The sequence below is a fragment of the Methanosarcina sp. MTP4 genome (genome assembly GCF_000970045.1).
Taxonomy (GTDB): Archaea; Halobacteriota; Methanosarcinia; order Methanosarcinales; family Methanosarcinaceae; genus MTP4.
The window spans coordinates 529,254-545,788 of sequence record NZ_CP009505.1; the positions used below are offsets into that span (position 1 = coordinate 529,254).

Consider the following 16,535-nt stretch of genomic DNA (forward strand, 5'->3'; position numbering starts at 1 on the left):
CTTTACATTTTTTTTGGGTTTGTGTATTCACTCATCCTTTAATTCGTAAAGCCGGGAACTTAAAGTGACATTCTGAATCCGGCTTTAGCATCGAATGCATGCTGGTGGTTTCGTATGGAACTGGAAGACATTGTGGAAATTTTAAAAAAGGATCCTGATAACGCTGTCCCCGAACTCCTTGAGGATGTCAAGAAACAGTACGGTGAAGTCCCTTATATCATGAATTTCATGAAAGATATGCCGGAAATCTTCATCCCGAAAACTCTCTATGACAATTCAATCATGCGGGAATTCAAGAACCTCGACCCCGAAATCGTGGAACTTATTTCCATAGGGGTCGCTTCTGCCATTCGCTGTGAGCACTGCCTGAAGATGCATATCAGGATCGCAAAAAGAAAAGGTATCCCTAAAGAAAGTATCTTTTCTGCAATCATGATAGGGGCTTCCCTTTCGAATGCCGCCGTGCTTGCCGAAAGTACAAGGGCTCTTGCATCCGAGTTCGAAGGCGAGGATAAAGAAAAAGACCGGTGTTGCGACCCTAACTGCGAAGTCTGTAATATTTCCGGAGCACATCTTGAATAATAAATCGGGAAGAAACCTCTCTCCTGATAATTCTTTTTTGAATCTGGTCGGGCAAACCCACATCCTTTCCGACCTGGTCCGAATAACTCGTGTTAGAGCAAGCTTTGTGAGAATGATCAATTAGAAGAGGTCAACTAACCTTAGATCCTTACTTGTTTAATAAGTTTGATCAATCACTTATTTATTATGAAGAGCCGTCTGTATTAATTGAAACCTTATGCCTCAAATGAAATTACTGCGTATAACACTATTGCTGCTTCTTGTTTTATCTCTCACCCCCGCAGCTTGCGCATATAGCTATGAAAGAATCCTTGATGAACCATGGGACCATTCTCCTATCACGGTTTTTATCGATGATGAAAACGTGCCTCTCCACTACAGCCCAACCTACTACACACAGGTAGAAAAATCCCTGGAGTACTGGGAAGAAGGAGGCAATGGGAAACTGGCTTATACGCCTGTTTTTGAGTTCACGAACTCCGAAAAAGCCGACATCAGAATCCGCTGGGTCGAAAACCTGGAAAATATCGAGGGTGCACCTGCAGGAGTGGCAGGGTATGCAAAGCCGCATCTTGTGAACGGGCGATTTGTGCGGGTGGACATTGTCCTGGAAGTCGGGAACTATCAGGGCAGGGGCTGGCGCCAGTACGGGGATGGAACAATGCTCGCCATCTCAAAGCACGAACTCGGACATGCGCTTGGGCTCGGGCACAGCGATGACCCCCGGGATATAATGTACCCTGAATACGAACTGCGGGACGATGTAAACCCACTTCTCCTCAGCAAGTATGCCTCTTTGCTCCGCACAGGAGCCCTGGCAGCTCTTGTAGCTCTGCTTTTCATTGGGATAAGCTGGCGTTCCAGCAGGAAAAAAAGAAAGAAACTTGAAGATAAATACCTGAAATGAAATTCCCTTAGGATTTGTCACAAAATAAATTAGGCATATAATTTAAGAAGTTAATTCCCAATTGATGACATTGATCTCGAAAATTAATGCATTCAATCGAAACCTGTGCATAAGTTGTTCTGTGACGAGTCCTTAATGAAATTCCCTTAAAATGAAATTCCCTAAATAACTCAGGGTAAGGGTGCGAAGTAATTATGTAAAAGGGTTAAACGGAGGACCTTGAAGCTTCCAGGCTTTCTATGGCATGCTCCTTGAAGAAATTCCTGAAATAGTGGGGAAGAGCTTCCATTTCTACTATCTTTTCTAAGGGGGTCCAGGTGTACTCCATGTGTTCATAACTCAACTGCACGTCTGCCATATTGAACCCGCCGTCATAGACAATGGCAATAACTTTTTTTGCAGGAAGCTCGAAAGTCACCTCTCCTGCAATTCCCCCCGGATTGATTGATATCCCGGTTTCTTCCTGGACCTCCCTTGCAACTGCTTCTTTAAGGGTTTCCCCCCGATCCACCTTTCCCCCCGGAAGGTCCCATTTTCCCGGGTTCGTGCGGGAATTTTCCGAACGCTTGAGCAGCAGGTACTCCCCTTTCTCATTACGGATAAGGGCATAGACCGAAATGACGTAAGGTTTCTTGAGTTTCATACCTTAATATTTAAGGTTCCCCTGTTTTAAAGGCTGGCTTCTTTAATATTTTCACGTTCTCTATAATTCTATCTTTTAACCCTTTTCAAATATTTATTTTTATCATTTTCAACTTTATTTTGATTTTTAAGGGTTTCTTTCAGAGGCGGAGAGGACAAGCATTTAAAATGGGAGGCGGCATAGGATAATAAAAATCCGGGGAAAGGAAAGTATTACCGGAAAAAATGAAGGGGATTTGACATGGAAAACTGGACAGGAAAAACCGTACACGTTGACCTGAGTTCCGAATCGATAAGGACTTCCCGGACAGATGGGGAGTTAAAGGATAAATTCCTGGGCGGCAGAGGGCTCGGGGTGAAACTGCTCTTCGACCTTACAGATCCCGGGGCTGATCCCCTTGGTCCGGAAAACCCCCTTATCTTTACTTCAGGGCCGCTGACAGGACTTGCTCCCATGGCAGGACGTTTTGTCCTGACCTCGAAATCCCCTCTCACCGGTACCGTGTTCAGCTGGAATGCCGGAGGAAATTTCGGGCAGGAACTGAAAAAAGAGGGCATTGATGCCCTTGTAGTCACAGGAATGGCTAAAAAGCCGGTCTATATTGAGCTTGGGGAAGGAAATGTTGCGATCAAAAATGCAGGAAAACTCTGGGGGAAAAATACGGAAGAATGTACCGGAATTCTGGGTAGAAAGGGAAGCGTTGCCTGTATAGGCAGGGCAGGTGAAAAACTTGTAAGGATATCTTCTTTCGTATGTGATTCCATTCACAGCGGGCGCGGGGGTTTAGGGGCCGTAGCAGGCTCCAAAATGCTAAAAGCAGTTGTTGTAAAAGGCAAGGGTAGTAAGGGTGAGGAAGGTGAGGGCAAAGGGCTTACGCCAGCAGATCCTGAGGGGTTCAAAGAAGCGGAATCAAAGGTTTTGAAACTTTTTGAGGCAAACCCCGTGCTGTCTAAAGGGCTGGCAAACTACGGGACCCCGGTGCTCGTTAAACTGCTCAATTACCTGGGCCTTATACCCTGCAGGAACTTTTTAAAGAGGGGCACAGTGATTGCGGACCGGCTATCGGGAGAATACATCAGAGCCAGATTCGAACTTGAAAAAGAAAGCTGTCCTGCCTGTCCCCTGGGCTGCATGCACAGGATCAAATCCACAAAACAGCTGGTTCCGGGCTACGATGGGCTCTGGGCATTCGGGTTGAACCTGGGAAACCCTGACTTCGAATCCGTGCTCAGGGCAAGCCGCATCTGCACGGAATACGGGCTTGACCCCGTATCCGCAGGTTCCGTCCTCGGGGCTTATGCGGAACTCGAGTCCTGCGTCCTTGATTCCCTGAAAATCGAAACTCTCCTTCTCGAAATCGGGGAGGGACAAAGTGAACTTGGGAAGGGGGCTCTGGAGTACCTCTCTGCGAGAGGCAGAAAAGAGCTTAGCATGGACGTGAAAGGGCTTGAAATGGCTGGCTTTGACCCTCGGGGGATCAGAGGACAGGCCCTCGCATATGCGACATCTCCCCATGGGGCCGATTACCTGACAGCCTTTATGGTTGGTCCCGAAGTGCTTGGAAAACCCCTTGGACTTGACCGCCTTAGCCTGAGCGGGAAATCAGGTGTCCTGCAGGTCTTTGAAAACCTGACAGCGTTGCTTGACTCTCTTTCCTTCTGCCCTTATTCGGTCTTTGCCCTGAACGAAGGGACCTGTTCCGACCTTCTGCTTTCCGCTACAGGAAAGCAGCTTTCCCCGGCAGAACTCCTGAAAATAGGGGAGGGGATCTGGAATCTCGAGAGGCTGTTCAACCTGAAAGCAGGATTCACGCGGGCAGATGATACCCTTCCGGAAAGGCTTCTGGAAGCCTTCGGGAAAAAAAGGGGGGGTAAAGGAAATGATGATGAAGAAGGAGATAGAACTGTAGCTCTGGAGGAAACTGTAGCTCCGGAAGGAAATGGAACAGGGATACCATTACCTGATTTTGAAACTGCTCTTCTGGAATACTATCATTTCAGGGGCTGGGATGATGATGGGGTACCTTTGGCCCGAAAATTGGAGGAAGTGGGACTCAGGAGTTGATGGGAATATTCATGGAGATGAACAGAACACTCTCCTGGCCCGGAACCGCTGACTTCTTGAAATAACGATCTTTTACATAAATTCCGGGTTTTGTCCTCAAAATGCCGGGAATTTTCCGAAAATCCGGGGGAATTTCTCCTGAATTCCCTGCAATTTTTCCGGGAGAAGGATTAATAACGGTGTCTCTCGCATAAGCATTATATAGTCTAGGATAATTAATCGTATTAGTTTTGATCCGTTTCTGGTTTAGATGGACCTCGGGTTTCCGTTACATTGCATTTAAACTGTCACAAAAGGCATGTAAATACATAAATATAAGGATAAAACCAGGGGCAGCATGTCTGTAAAAAGCCCTGCACAGAAAGCCTCTGTCGGGCATTCCCCTTGAAAAGTCCCACAGCGGCGTTTACGTTAACCAATTTAACCGTTACATTGCGAAATTTAAAGGAAGAATCATCATGAAAGAACAGGTAGAAGTTAAGAACCTCAAAGAAGGCAAATACGTAATCATTGACGATGAAGCATGCGTCATCAAGAGCATTTCCAAGTCCAAACCCGGGAAACACGGGTCAGCCAAGGCAAGGGTCGAAGCAATCGGGCTCTTTGACGGCCAGAAGCGCTCCTTTATAGGTTCCGTTGCAAACAAGATCTACGTGCCCCTCGTGGAAAGGAAGAACGCCCAGGTCCTCTCTATCACTGGCGGCATCGCCCAGCTCATGGACATGGCGGATTTCACGACTTTCGAGATCACAATCCCCGAGGATTTAAAGGACAAGGTTACGGAAGGGGAAGAAGTCTCTTACATCACCGCTCTTGGCAAGATCAAGTTCGACATCAGAAAATAAAATTCCGGAAAATAACTGCAAAAAACTCAGGTTTTTATCAACCTGAACCCCTCTTTTTTATTAGCGTCATTTTGTTGGCATAACTTTATCAGTAGAATTTAAGGTAGATCAGAATATGTTTTTTCCCAATACTTTTGTGGACTCCCTTGCAGATTATGAGTCCGCACGATATGTAATCTTCGGGGTGCCCTTTGACAACACCTCCTCGTACAGGGCGGGAAGCCGCTGGGCTCCAGATGCAATGCGCCAGGCTTCCGCGAACTTCGAAAGCTACAACCCAACCTTTGATATCGATCTTGCGGACCTGCTCATCCACGATGCAGGAAACCTCGATACCTCGGCATCTGTTGACGAAACCCTGCAGGACCTTTATGAAGACACAAAAGATCTCCTTTCCGATGGGAAACTGCCCATCATGCTCGGAGGTGAACATTCCCTTAGCTTTGCAACGGTAAAGGCCTGTGCCGAGTCAGCAGGGGACGACTTCGGGGTCCTTGTTCTGGACGCCCACTTCGACCTCCGGGACGAGTACCGTGGCTTCAAGCACAACCACGCCTGCGTTTCAAGGAACATCCTTTCGGAAGTCTCGAAAAACCTCGTATCAATTGGGATTCGCAGTGGTCCGGAGGACGAATGGGTTTTTGCAAAGGAAAACAAGCTGAAATATTACACTGCCGATGACGTGGAAGCAATCGGCATGGTCGAAGTCTTGAAAGAAGCCCTGGAATGGCTGGACTGCTCCCGGCTTTATCTTTCCCTTGACATGGATGCCCTTGACCCTGCGTACGCCCCAGGGCTCGGAACTCCGGAACCTTTCGGCTTGAGTGCCCGGGATGTAAGGACCGCAGTCAGGACTCTTGCCCCCTTCTCAATGGCTTTCGACATAGTGGAAATTGCCCCGGAATATGATTCCGGACAGACAGCAATGCTGGGCACAAAACTCATGCGGGAATTTATCGCCGCTCACGCCGCCAGTCATAGGTAATAATAAGAATGCCCAGTCACAGGTTCGAAAAAAGTTAAGTCTAAAAGTCAAGTCTGAAAGTTAAATGCAAAAACTACCGTCAAATATACTGAAATTTAAAATCGGTAGGAAAAGAACGAAGTTTCTTAACTTCGTGGCTTTTCCACTTCAAGCATAATCTCTTGAAAATACCTGTTATCTCTAGGTGAGATTTATTGTCTTCTTGAGAGATTCTGCCTATTTTTCTCATCAGTTTTTACACATGCCTTGCTCTTCAGCAAATCTCAGACCGATCATGCGCGCCAGAGGGCGATGATCTTGTCGATGGCTATGTGGGTATACTTGTCACCCTTTACAAGAGTGAGCACGTTGTCTGCGCAGGCTTCGACTTTTCCGTTGAAAACGTCGGGACCGCCACAGTAGACATCAATTACTTCACCGAGATGGTGTTCTACGATAAAGGACTGCATTGCTTTACACCTCTTAGATTTCTTCTGTATATTCTTCCATGTATCGGAGTTTTATCCGTTACGTTCGTTTTTCGTTTCTCTGTCCTTCCGCACATTTCGCGTTGGCTTAATGGTGGCGTTTTTGCACCTGTTAGCTGCTCTTTATAGGGTTGGCATTCCGGTCGATTTCCTGGAAACCCGTTTTCCCTTCTGTTTTCCTTTATATCTGTGCAGTTTCGGCGCTGGGAACTTGCCTGCCTTACCTGTACTCAAAAAAAATCGAAAACCTTAAATTATACTATCATTAAGTACTTTTAGGGATCCGTGAAATCCCTTTTGTATTGAAATTGTACCTTTTGCTAGCGACTTTATGGGATCACTGTGCCCATATGGCTATGACCTTATCAATGGCTATATGGGTATGTTTCCCATCTTTTTTGAGAGTAAGTACGTTATCTGCACAGGCTTCTATGTTTCCTCTGAATACGTCCGGTCCGCCACAGTAAACATCTACGACCTTGTTGAGGTAATGCTCCACTATAAATGACTGCATCTCGTTTTTTCCTCCGGTATATACATTTTTTACGGAATGCGGCAACTACTGTAAATCTACAGGTGCCTGTGATTTTAATTATCAAACTCATTCCTTATAAATTTGTTTAAAAACTAAATTTGATTTTCGGGGTGCAACGCCCTCTTCTATTCATTGGAAGGTTCTCTTTAGTGCCCGGAAATCTGTTTCCAGCGCACGCTGTCGTTTACCTGTAAAATCGAAAGAATAATATATACACGATTCTGTTCAGGTTTATTTGCGTTGGTAGACTCGGGAAAGTTAAGTTTACTTTAAAAAAAGACAGAATGACCATATTTTTGAAAAATCAGGTTAAAAATATGCCCTTTGTTGGGGAAACTATTTGTAGTGTCTCTTTTCCCCTCCCGTGTCAGGGCACTTTAGGCGAGTAAACAAAAACTTTTTACAGGGGAAAATATTTTTTCCCTGGATGGATTTTTTATTATTTTTTGTCTACTTTTTTCTTTTGAATTTCTATCCGGGAAAAACTTCTCAATTTCCAGCTTCCTCATAAAGTAAGATATCTTCAATTCATACTTCAAAGAGTCGGGTAAGTTTGTTCAGGTACATCGCGGCCATGCTCACAAATACGACACCTATTGCAAGTTACCTGATTCGGAAATACAGAAATGGATCTAAAAAAGAGATTAAGAAGAGGGGTTTTTACCCTTCTTCAAATGTTTGTAATGGTTCTGCCTGTTCAATCTTCTTCTTCAGATCCTACTGGCTCTGCCACCTGAGACTGGGATATGGCGGAGTTGGCTTCCGGAGCAAGGCTCGCCTCTTTTGTGAGAGCGGCAATCAGACAGCCTCTGGCAATTGCGTAGATCGGATCTCTGGAGTCGCCACCGTTTGAGGAGCTTATATACCTGGTCTTCCTGACGCTGGAAATCCTTATCGGCAGGTCTGCTTGTGCCAGCCTCTTTTCAAACATATCAACAAAGCCCTTGGCCCTGGTGCTCCCGCCGGCGATTGCGACCTGGAACTCTGCATCAGGAGGCGCGGTCTCGGAGAGTTTGCGCTTGAGGTGCTGGAGGACATAGGTTAAGAGGGCATCGTAGTAGACGGCAAGGGCTCCCTGAACGCTTCCGATCTCGTACTGAGATCCAATGGCGAAGTCCGTCTCCTTTATTGCGGTGATCCTTTCCTTTGCCATCCCGGTTGCGATTGCCACCTGTTCGTCTATCCAGTCGCCGCCGCGGGCAATGCTGAAAGAGACAATAGGGGTTGCCATGTAAGCCACGGTGACGTTTGTCATTCCGGCCCCTATGCTTACCCCGACACCGGTGAAGTTGGATTCGCTGAGGTCGGAGTAGACCACTGAAAGTCCTTCATCGATCAGGTAAGTGTTGTAACCTAGCTGCTTTGCAAGTGCCTCTACGGTTTTGCTGTGGTAGAGCACATTGAGCTGGTTGTCCACGGGGTTTGCAGGGACGGAAATGTACGCGATTTCACCCTTCTTTTCAGGAGCTCCAAGTACCCTTTCGATGATAACTTTGATCATCGAGATGGATTCCTTTTCCTCGGGGCTGATGATACCTTGCTTCATAGGTCTTCTGATGCTTTTGTTGAAAACATTGGAAAACTTGAAGGCATCCTCCCCCAGGATATTAAGGTTGTTTCCTCGGTGGGTGTAAAGTACCTTTCCATTGTCAAGCATGTGCTTTGTCAGGTCGTTGGATTCCATTTCAAGGAATGCATTTCTCTGTTGCGCAAAGGAAATCGAGCCGTTCCCTTTGTCCGCACAAATAATGTTCATGGTTCCTACATCAAGTCCTTTAGCCATTTTTGTGCCTCTTGAACATCTTCATTTTACTACTGAATATGCCTTTCTTATTGCTACTTTGCGTAGCCGGATCTGTATTGATGGCCTGAGCAAGCAGCATTGATGCTGAATCAAGCCCATCATCGCTAACTTTTAGCTTTCCGCTTCTTGCAAGCCGCAAGCTTTCAACTTCTGAAATGTCGTCCTTGACAACAATCCTCTTTTCTTCTGAGTCAGTAAGTGCTTTTCCGAGAATAAAGTCATAATCTTCTTTTTTAATTCCCAGGTCAAAACTTGAAAAACCGTCTCTTTCGGATAGGGATTCTTCAAGGGTTCTCTGGACCTCTCTTTCGATCTCTTCTTCACTATACTTCTGCGTATTTTCGGCTTTCTTCTCAAAAAGTTGTCTTGCTCTCTCTTCAATCTGATTCAAAACCGAGTTCGCAAAGGCGTTTCCTGCGAGCAAGCAGGTCCCTGCGACATAGGTGCCTGCTACGTAGGTAACGTTTGGATAGTGCCAGCCGCCGGGATAGAGCATAAGAAAAGCTCCTACCCCTACAAAATTGAGGACAAGCCCTCCTCCAATCACATAGTAGTGGTACTCCTTTGGTTCCTTGATCATCAGGTTAATACCTGTAAGGATGAGGGATAATCCTAAACCCATGGAACTATAGGTTACGATCACCCCCGGATCAGATCTAGTGAGGTGTACGGAGAGAGCATAAACAATGCCCGCTAACGCCAGAAGAAATCCTGAAAGCATGGTCACAGACGAAAAATAGTGGCTTAATTTTGATTTCATCGTATCCACTATGTAAAATAGTGAATGTAGATAAATATGTTTTGGTTTTTTTACTAAGACACTTTCACATATTTATAATTTAGTTAGAAGACTTACTATTTGAAAAAATACGCATTCTTCCGCTCTCATATATCGACATATGCTAAATCCATCTTCGTTTCGTATCTCCGCTACACCCTCATATCCTTTGATTTACTGTGCAAGTTTTCACTGAAAACCATCTTATTTAAACACATAAGTCTTGAAATAAAAGGAAGAACTTATATAGAATTATCTTTTGAAAGATATCTCCTCTTCAAGATCCCATATTATTTATATATTTTTTAAAGTTCCTGAATTTTTCTGGGGTAAAAATTCATCTTGAAAAAAATCACCTGATTGTCAGCTGGTCTGCTTACTTCTTTCCGGCAAACAAAGTCTCAAGTTCTTCTATTTTTTCTGGACGGCTGATGATGAGCAGGAGGTCGCCCGGATGAAGTACGGTTTCAGCTTTCAAGTCCGGAATTATCCTGTGATCCCTGGAGATTGCAAGGACTGAAACCCCATATTTTTTCCGGATATCAAGTTCTCCCAGGGATTTTCCTGCAGCCTGCGAACCTTCCTCCAGCCGTACACTTCGAATTCCCACATCGGCAAAATCGAGAGCAAGGTCACAGATCCCTGTCCTGCGAATTCCGGGGCTGCGGAGCATCCGGTAATGGTCGGTGCGGAGTTCGGAGCTGAGGTTTTCGATCTCATTTTCCGGGACAAGGTATTTGTGAAGCACTCTTGAAAAGAGTTCGATCGAACTTTCAAATTCGTCCGAGATAACATCGTCAGCTCCCAGCGCATATAGCAGGTCCAGTTCGCTCAGGAAATGGGTTCTTGCAATGACATGTACGGCGGAGTTCTGTCTCCTTATTACTTCAATGATCCTGCGGGTGCTGACAAGGTCTCCAGAAGCAATAACTACGGCTCTTGCAGTTTTGATGCCTGCGTGCTCCAGTACGGCTTCCTGGGCTGCATCCCCGTAAAGAATCGGCTCTCCCTTCAGTTTTTCTTTCCGGACAGTCTCCGGGTTAATATCGATTACCTGGTAGGGGATCAAAGCTTCCCGGGCAGCCGTTGCCACATTTTCTCCATTGATCCCGAAACCGATTATAATCAGGTGGTTTTCAGGCCTTTTTTCAGCTTTTCCTTTCTCCAGTTCCCCGTACCTGCCGTGTTTCAGCAACTCTGGAAGCGAAAGTCTCTGTGAAAAAGCCGCAACTCGGTGCCCCATTCCCATGGAAAAAGGGGTCAGGGCCATGGAAAGTACTGTTACGGCAAGAAAGTCCTGATATACTTCCGGCGAGATCAGCCCATTTGCAAATCCCACATTTGCCGTAATCAGCGAAAACTCCCCTACCTGTGATAGGGAAAAACCGACAAGGAGCATTGTATGGAGAGGGAATCCTATAAGAAAAGTTGTCAGGGCATTTATGACAGTTTTCAGGAAAATCACAATCAAGGTAGCTCCTATGACAAGAATGAGGTGCTCTTTCAATAAATCCAGGTTGAGGAGCATCCCTATGGAAATGAAAAAGATGCTCATGAACATGTCCCTGAAAGGGATGACATTTCCAAGAGCCTGGGCTGAATATTCGGATTCCGATATAATGAGCCCGGCAAGGAAAGCTCCGAGGGCGAGGGAGAGCCCGGCCAGAGAGGTCAGCCAGGCAACGGAAAGCCCGATTACCACAACACTGAGCAGGAAGAGTTCACTGTTGCGCGTCTTTGCCACCTGGTACATAAGAAAAGGTACCGCAAAGCGGGCGCTTAAAAAGGTGAACAGGATAAGCCCCAGCCCCCGGAACGCGAGTTCAATGAATATATTTCCAGAGGCCTGTGTCCCTGCAAGAAACGGGGTCAGAATGATGATCACCACTGCAGCAATGTCCTGGAAGATCAGGATCCCCAGTGCAATCCTTCCGTGAGTGCTGTATATTTCCCCTTTTTCCTGAAGAAGTTTCAGAACGATTGCCGTGCTGCTGAGGGCTATCAGGAACCCCATAAAAAGAGCCTCTTCCGGAGGATAAGCTACGAAGAAATAAAAGAATAAAGCAACGGCAAGCGAAGTTATAAAACCCTGAAGCCCTCCTCCGAGCAGCACTATTTTCCGGATTTGCAGAAGATCGCTCAGGGAAAATTCGATCCCTATCGTAAAAAGCAGGAGCACTACGCCTATTTCAGCCAGGAGCTCAATCTCTTCTCCCGACGTAATCAGCCCCAGACCAAAAGGTCCGGCCAGGATTCCTGCTATTAAAAAACCAACAAGAGGGGCAATCTTCAAACGGGAAAATGTATAGACTACCGGAATCGAAAGTCCAAAAATTATCAGTAGGTCCCTGAGCAGAAGAAATGTCATCACTTATAGATTGATTTTCAATTAATTATAATATGGCATCAATACCTGAATCCAATATTTAATTAAAATGAACTTGAATTTATATCTAATACATCTCAAATAATTGTGTAACTTATATATTGGATGACTTATCCAAAATTAAACTCATGTCTGATGTAATTTCTATGTACCATACTTTGATTAAATGTAATCCCTGTGGTACTTTTTCGGAATATAATTCCGGTGAAATATAATTTATGTGATATACTATTTGGGTGAAATCTAATCTCAGGTGTTGTTTCCCTATTTGATTGCCGGTTTAATGTGCCTGAAAAAGTTCATATAAGGTAGTTGGTCAGACTTTCACAGATCCTGTATATTTTAAAGCAATAAAAATAAGAATCCTCATGTTTTTTAATTTTTATAAACAATCAAAGGTGCATGAAGGGATTTATTCCCGATTCATCCCTGATAATTTGACTATTTTTCGATTAATTGGGTATAAAAAAATTTAGTTAGAATCCATTCTGTTTAACAGGAGTATTTTGGGATCAATTGGAGTTAATGGGAGTATTATGCATATAATTGGGTTTTATTTGGACATTATATGATTGCTTTGAAATAATGGAGTAATTTGAAGATTACTTGAATATAACGGGGACTTCTGAAGATTAATCATTTATAATTGGAGTATTTTAAGATTGTTTGTGGGTAATGGGGGTATTTTAATATTCTTTGCGAATATAGGGGGTATTTTAATGTTCTTTGTAGCTAATGGAAGTATTTGGGGATTAATTTGAGTTAATTGGCTTATTTTATGATTAATTGTGGGTAAAAGATGTATTTTAATATCTTTTCTGTCTAATAAGAGCTTTTCAGAATCCAGCGTAAATAAAAGGTGCTTTTAATTATCTATTTTTGAAAAATAAGCAATAATATTCCTCTATTTGATAAAAAACTATATATCAGATGTATTTAATGATTATATGGCCGATTTAAAACCTATTTTCTTTAACAGAAGTCGGAAAGATACAATATTTGTAATTAATATTTTTGGGGATTTTAAGGTTTAATTCACTTTCCGACTCTCACTTGAGGTTCTATTGTGATGTCAATAATCAAAGAAATTTATGGTGTAAACGATGAAGTATACGATGAAGTATATTCAGATTGGAAATGGCAGTATAAACACCGTATTACGACAGTTGAAGAGCTTGAAAAACTAATACCTCTTTCAGATCTCGAAAAAGAGGATATAAAGGAGGCTCTTGAAGTATTTCCCATGGCGATTTCTCCCTACTATGCCTCCCTTATGGATCCCAATGATCCGACGTGTCCTATCAGGCTGCAGGCGATACCTCAGGCAGCCGAACTCCAGACTTTTGCATGGGAGTTTGAGGATCCTCTATGTGAAGATGCGGATTCTCCTTCGGAAAAGAGCTGCATCACCCACAGGTATCCGGACAGGGTTCTCTTTCTCATTTCAAACCGTTGTGGGATGTACTGCCGGCACTGCACAAGAAAGAGGAGAGTGGGGAACCGCGAATGCGACTTTTCCGAGAAGATGATCCGGGAAGGAATCGAATACGTAAGAGAGCACAGGGAAGTCAGGGACGTGCTGCTTTCCGGAGGGGATGCTCTCCTTGTATCCGATGAGAGGCTCGACTGGCTTCTGGACGAACTATTTTCAATTCCCCACGTGGAGATTGTAAGAATAGGGTCAAGAGTGCCTGTTACCCTTCCTCAAAGAGTAACCCCTGAACTGTGCAATATCCTGAAAAAGTATCCGTCGGTCTGGTTAAATACCCATTTCAACCACCCGAAAGAAGTCACTCCGGAAGCAACAAAAGCCATAGAAATGCTTGCTGATGCAGGAGTGCCCCTGGGGAACCAGTCTGTTCTTCTGAGGGGTGTGAACGACTGTCCTTTTATAATCAAGAACCTCTGTCAGGAAATGCTCAAAATAAGGGTCAGGCCTTACTACCTTTACCAGTGTGACCTGTCCTACGGACTTGAGCATTTCAGGACAAAAGTTTCCAAGGGCATAGAAATCATAGAGATGTTGAGGGGACATACATCAGGGCTTGCGGTCCCGACTTTTGTAGTGGATGCTCCCGGGGGCGGGGGAAAGATCCCCGTGGGTCCGAATTACCTGATATCAAGCTCGGATACGAAGGTCACTCTCAGGAATTATGAAGGTGTCATCTGCGTATATCCGGAACCTGAATACACAGGGGAATGTCCCGAGAAATGCCAGATATGCGACGACAATCCTAAGCTTAAGAGCCAGGTCGGGGTTGCAAAGCTTTACGACGACGAGAACAATACCATTGCCCTTGAACCCGAAGGACTCGACCGAAAAAATCGCTTCTAAAATGGCTGAGATGCATCTAAATAACTATCTAAGAATTCATTCATTTCTAAATATGCACCTCGAAAAGGGGCTAAATAATCCTCTTTTTCGGCTTTTGGATGCTCAACTACTGAAATACTCAACCACCGAAATACTCAACCACTGAGATACTCACTACTGAGATACTCAACCACTGAGATGCTCAACCACTGAGATGCTCAACCACTGAGATGCTCAACCACTGAGATGCTCAACCACTGAGATACTCACTACTGAAATACTCAACCACTGAGATACTCACTACTGAAATACTCAACCACTGAGATACTCAACCACTGAGATGCTCAACCACTGAGATGCTCAATCACTGAGGTGCTCAACCACCGAGATATTCAACCATTGAGGCGCTGAACTTTTTAGATGTTCAAGTTTTGAATATTTACCTTTTATAATAAACACCGGCTTTAAAATGCGCCAGCCACCAATCCGAGGAGGAATTTTTTATCGAAAAACAAACACCTTTAACCCTAAATAAGGAAGATGAACTTCCGGGATACTGGAAAAAAACAATACTTAAAATTCCCGGACTTTCAGCAGACCTTGTTATTGATTATTACAGCAAAAGGATAAAAGTAATGAATTTCAGGGGACCTTTTAAGGTTCTTGACCCTTTCCTTAAAGAACTTGCAGCCCTGGAAAAGGCCGGGAAAATAATCGTATACACCCCTTCAAGAGAAGTGCATGCTCTCAAAGCTTGCGGATACAAAAAAGAAGGGATGATTACAGGCTATTTTGCCGGGGAGGACTGTCACATCTTCTCTACCTTTCCGGAAAAATCCAGAAAGGAATCTTACTTTCCCAGGAAAGAAAACCGGATCGTAGAAGAATGCCTTAAAAAATCCGGGTCCCGGGAAAAAAATGGGGAATGCAGGGGCATGAACACAAAAATAAATACCCTTCCGGAAGGCTATGTCCTCAGGCCCGCAGATGAGGCCGATGTCCCTGCAATGGCTGCCCTATATTCCGGGGGGTTTCAGCTATACCCGAGTCCTCTTCACAAAGAAAGCTATCTGCTGGAAACCATGGGTTCGGGGGTCTTCTACCTGGTGATCGAAAAAAGGGGGAAAATCGTGAGTCTTGCATCTGCGGAAACGGAAACTGCGCTGAAAAACGCCGAATTAACCGACTGCCTGACAGTTCCGGAAGAAAGGGGAAAAGGCCACATTAAATCGCTTATTCTGGGCCTTGAAGATGAACTTGCGGCCCGAAACTTTAAAAGCCTCTACACCTTGTGCAGGGCTCCCTCTCCCGGAATCAACCAGGCCTTTTCCTCCCTCTGCTATTCCTATACCGGCAGGCTTGTAAACAATTGCAGGATCGCGGAAGGGTTTGAGGACATGAACATCTGGTGCAAACCGCTTCGGTAAAGGGCCGGGGTCCGGACAGTGGCAGTCTGGCAAATAAATTGATAACCTCGGCAGGAAACTTCAGGGGATATCACGGATCTGATTTTGAAGCTGGTCGACAACATTCTTTGCCGCTTCTTCAGCAAGGTGCTTCCTGTAGGCTTTCCTGGAGACAATGCCTTTTGTGGAATCTTGCAGTTCCAGTTTCCCATCCGCCATTTTTTCTCCTTCCTGTGAACCCGTGTTTACGAATCTCACGGTGACGTTTCCTTCTTTGAATTTTTCAAAATATATGGTGTCTTCTCCTGTGGAGGTATAGAAATACATAATCTCAAGGTTTGAGGATGCATAAATGGGCGTATACATTCCTTCGGATTCCCTGACATTTACCAGCAGGGCCTGAGAATCATACTTTTCCTCGAAGGATTCGGAGTCCTCCACATCCATCCCTGCCTTTTCTAGTTCTGCCCTGATTTTTTCCCGGACAAATCCTGAAAGGGCTTCGTCACCTTCCACATAGAGATAGATCCTGCCCGGAAAGTCTATTTGAGGCTCTCCTGTAGAGTAAGCCGCTATCCGGGAATTTGCCCTGGTTTCGCTCTTTGCAGCCTTAAAGTCCAGAACAAAAAACGAAGAAAGGACTACTGCCAGGATGAGTACGGCAAGAAGTATTTTTTTCGTGTTTGCATCTTCTCCCATACTCTTTAAGTTTAAAGTTCATTTTTTAAAAAAGAATCGGGTAAAATGAGATTCGGTCTTTTATAATATACGTCTAAAAAGAAGCGGGGGAATAAGTGAAATAAATCTCGCATAAAAATC

The 16,535-nt window shown here is 44.7% G+C and carries 14 protein-coding genes; 7 read left to right on the forward strand and 7 right to left on the reverse strand.

The annotated features are described in order from the left end of the window. The first annotated feature begins 114 nt into the window (after nucleotides 1-114). Nucleotides 115-582: a carboxymuconolactone decarboxylase family protein gene (locus MSMTP_RS02390; RefSeq protein WP_048177554.1), complete on the forward strand. Its 468-nt coding sequence runs from the start codon at nucleotides 115-117 to the stop codon at nucleotides 580-582. Between the two features lie 217 nt (nucleotides 583-799). Then, on the forward strand, nucleotides 800-1,489 hold the full coding sequence (locus MSMTP_RS02395; protein WP_048177557.1) for a matrixin family metalloprotease: 690 nt from the start codon (nucleotides 800-802) through the stop codon (nucleotides 1,487-1,489). A gap of 205 nt (nucleotides 1,490-1,694) precedes the next feature. On the opposite strand, the gene MSMTP_RS02400 is transcribed toward MSMTP_RS02395, so the two are convergent. Continuing rightward, nucleotides 1,695-2,132, reverse strand: coding sequence for an NUDIX domain-containing protein (locus MSMTP_RS02400; RefSeq protein WP_048177559.1), 438 nt, complete (start codon nucleotides 2,130-2,132; stop codon nucleotides 1,695-1,697). Nucleotides 2,133-2,372: 240 nt separating this feature from the next. Between MSMTP_RS02400 and MSMTP_RS02405 the strand changes: the two genes are divergently transcribed. The 3 genes from MSMTP_RS02405 to speB all read left to right on the forward strand — a co-directional run bounded on the left by MSMTP_RS02405 (nucleotide 2,373) and on the right by speB (nucleotide 6,026). Beyond that, the gene (locus MSMTP_RS02405) at nucleotides 2,373-4,196 is read left to right on the forward strand and encodes an aldehyde ferredoxin oxidoreductase family protein (RefSeq protein WP_048177560.1); all 1,824 of its coding nucleotides are present in this window, start codon (nucleotides 2,373-2,375) and stop codon (nucleotides 4,194-4,196) included. 458 nt (nucleotides 4,197-4,654) lie between these two features. Further along, nucleotides 4,655-5,041 carry a translation initiation factor IF-5A gene (locus tag MSMTP_RS02410; RefSeq protein ID WP_048177563.1) on the forward strand — a complete coding sequence of 129 codons (387 nt, stop codon included), beginning with the start codon at nucleotides 4,655-4,657 and terminating at the stop codon, nucleotides 5,039-5,041. A gap of 115 nt (nucleotides 5,042-5,156) precedes the next feature. After that, nucleotides 5,157-6,026, forward strand: coding sequence for an agmatinase (gene speB / locus MSMTP_RS02415; protein ID WP_048177565.1), 870 nt, complete (start codon nucleotides 5,157-5,159; stop codon nucleotides 6,024-6,026). Between the two features lie 272 nt (nucleotides 6,027-6,298). Here the strand turns inward: speB and MSMTP_RS19595 are convergent, their stop codons facing one another. From MSMTP_RS19595 to MSMTP_RS02430, 5 genes are all read right to left on the reverse strand, one after another. After that, nucleotides 6,299-6,475, reverse strand: a complete 177-nt coding sequence (locus MSMTP_RS19595; protein WP_197076122.1) for an MM0924 family protein — start codon at nucleotides 6,473-6,475, stop codon at nucleotides 6,299-6,301. A gap of 355 nt (nucleotides 6,476-6,830) precedes the next feature. Further along, a complete protein-coding gene (locus tag MSMTP_RS20270) occupies nucleotides 6,831-7,007 on the reverse strand; it encodes an MM0924 family protein (protein WP_304413658.1) in 177 nt (58 codons plus the stop codon). Nucleotides 7,008-7,725: 718 nt separating this feature from the next. Continuing rightward, nucleotides 7,726-8,811, reverse strand: a complete 1,086-nt coding sequence (locus MSMTP_RS02420) for a rod shape-determining protein (RefSeq protein WP_048177567.1) — start codon at nucleotides 8,809-8,811, stop codon at nucleotides 7,726-7,728. Beyond that, the gene (locus MSMTP_RS02425) at nucleotides 8,804-9,592 is read right to left on the reverse strand and encodes a hypothetical protein (protein WP_197076124.1); all 789 of its coding nucleotides are present in this window, start codon (nucleotides 9,590-9,592) and stop codon (nucleotides 8,804-8,806) included. Before MSMTP_RS02425 ends, MSMTP_RS02420 begins: the two co-directional genes overlap by 8 nt. 394 nt (nucleotides 9,593-9,986) lie before the next feature. Then, complete coding sequence (locus tag MSMTP_RS02430) at nucleotides 9,987-11,978, reverse strand: cation:proton antiporter (RefSeq protein WP_048177571.1); 1,992 nt, start codon at nucleotides 11,976-11,978, stop codon at nucleotides 9,987-9,989. Between the two features lie 1,087 nt (nucleotides 11,979-13,065). Here MSMTP_RS02430 and ablA point away from each other — a divergent pair. Both ablA and ablB read left to right on the forward strand, forming a co-directional pair. Next, nucleotides 13,066-14,331 carry a lysine 2,3-aminomutase gene (gene ablA / locus MSMTP_RS02435; RefSeq protein WP_156153895.1) on the forward strand — a complete coding sequence of 422 codons (1,266 nt, stop codon included), beginning with the start codon at nucleotides 13,066-13,068 and terminating at the stop codon, nucleotides 14,329-14,331. Between the two features lie 584 nt (nucleotides 14,332-14,915). Further along, nucleotides 14,916-15,737, forward strand: a complete 822-nt coding sequence (ablB, locus tag MSMTP_RS02440; RefSeq protein WP_255351032.1) for a putative beta-lysine N-acetyltransferase — start codon at nucleotides 14,916-14,918, stop codon at nucleotides 15,735-15,737. Nucleotides 15,738-15,797: 60 nt separating this feature from the next. On the opposite strand, the gene MSMTP_RS02445 is transcribed toward ablB, so the two are convergent. Beyond that, nucleotides 15,798-16,415: a hypothetical protein gene (locus MSMTP_RS02445; RefSeq protein WP_048177578.1), complete on the reverse strand. Its 618-nt coding sequence runs from the start codon at nucleotides 16,413-16,415 to the stop codon at nucleotides 15,798-15,800. Nucleotides 16,416-16,535 lie beyond the last annotated feature (120 nt).

Coding starts and splice junctions, on each gene's coding strand:
- MSMTP_RS02390 (WP_048177554.1), top strand. CDS start 115: ATGGAACTGGAAGACATTGTGGAAATTTTAAAAAAGGATCCTGATAAC.
- MSMTP_RS02395 (WP_048177557.1), top strand. CDS start 800: ATGCCTCAAATGAAATTACTGCGTATAACACTATTGCTGCTTCTTGTT.
- MSMTP_RS02400 (WP_048177559.1), bottom strand. CDS start 2,132: ATGAAACTCAAGAAACCTTACGTCATTTCGGTCTATGCCCTTATCCGT.
- MSMTP_RS02405 (WP_048177560.1), top strand. CDS start 2,373: ATGGAAAACTGGACAGGAAAAACCGTACACGTTGACCTGAGTTCCGAA.
- MSMTP_RS02410 (WP_048177563.1), top strand. CDS start 4,655: ATGAAAGAACAGGTAGAAGTTAAGAACCTCAAAGAAGGCAAATACGTA.
- speB (WP_048177565.1), top strand. CDS start 5,157: ATGTTTTTTCCCAATACTTTTGTGGACTCCCTTGCAGATTATGAGTCC.
- MSMTP_RS19595 (WP_197076122.1), bottom strand. CDS start 6,475: ATGCAGTCCTTTATCGTAGAACACCATCTCGGTGAAGTAATTGATGTC.
- MSMTP_RS20270 (WP_304413658.1), bottom strand. CDS start 7,007: ATGCAGTCATTTATAGTGGAGCATTACCTCAACAAGGTCGTAGATGTT.
- MSMTP_RS02420 (WP_048177567.1), bottom strand. CDS start 8,811: ATGGCTAAAGGACTTGATGTAGGAACCATGAACATTATTTGTGCGGAC.
- MSMTP_RS02425 (WP_197076124.1), bottom strand. CDS start 9,592: ATGAAATCAAAATTAAGCCACTATTTTTCGTCTGTGACCATGCTTTCA.
- MSMTP_RS02430 (WP_048177571.1), bottom strand. CDS start 11,978: ATGACATTTCTTCTGCTCAGGGACCTACTGATAATTTTTGGACTTTCG.
- ablA (WP_156153895.1), top strand. CDS start 13,066: ATGTCAATAATCAAAGAAATTTATGGTGTAAACGATGAAGTATACGAT.
- MSMTP_RS02445 (WP_048177578.1), bottom strand. CDS start 16,415: ATGGGAGAAGATGCAAACACGAAAAAAATACTTCTTGCCGTACTCATC.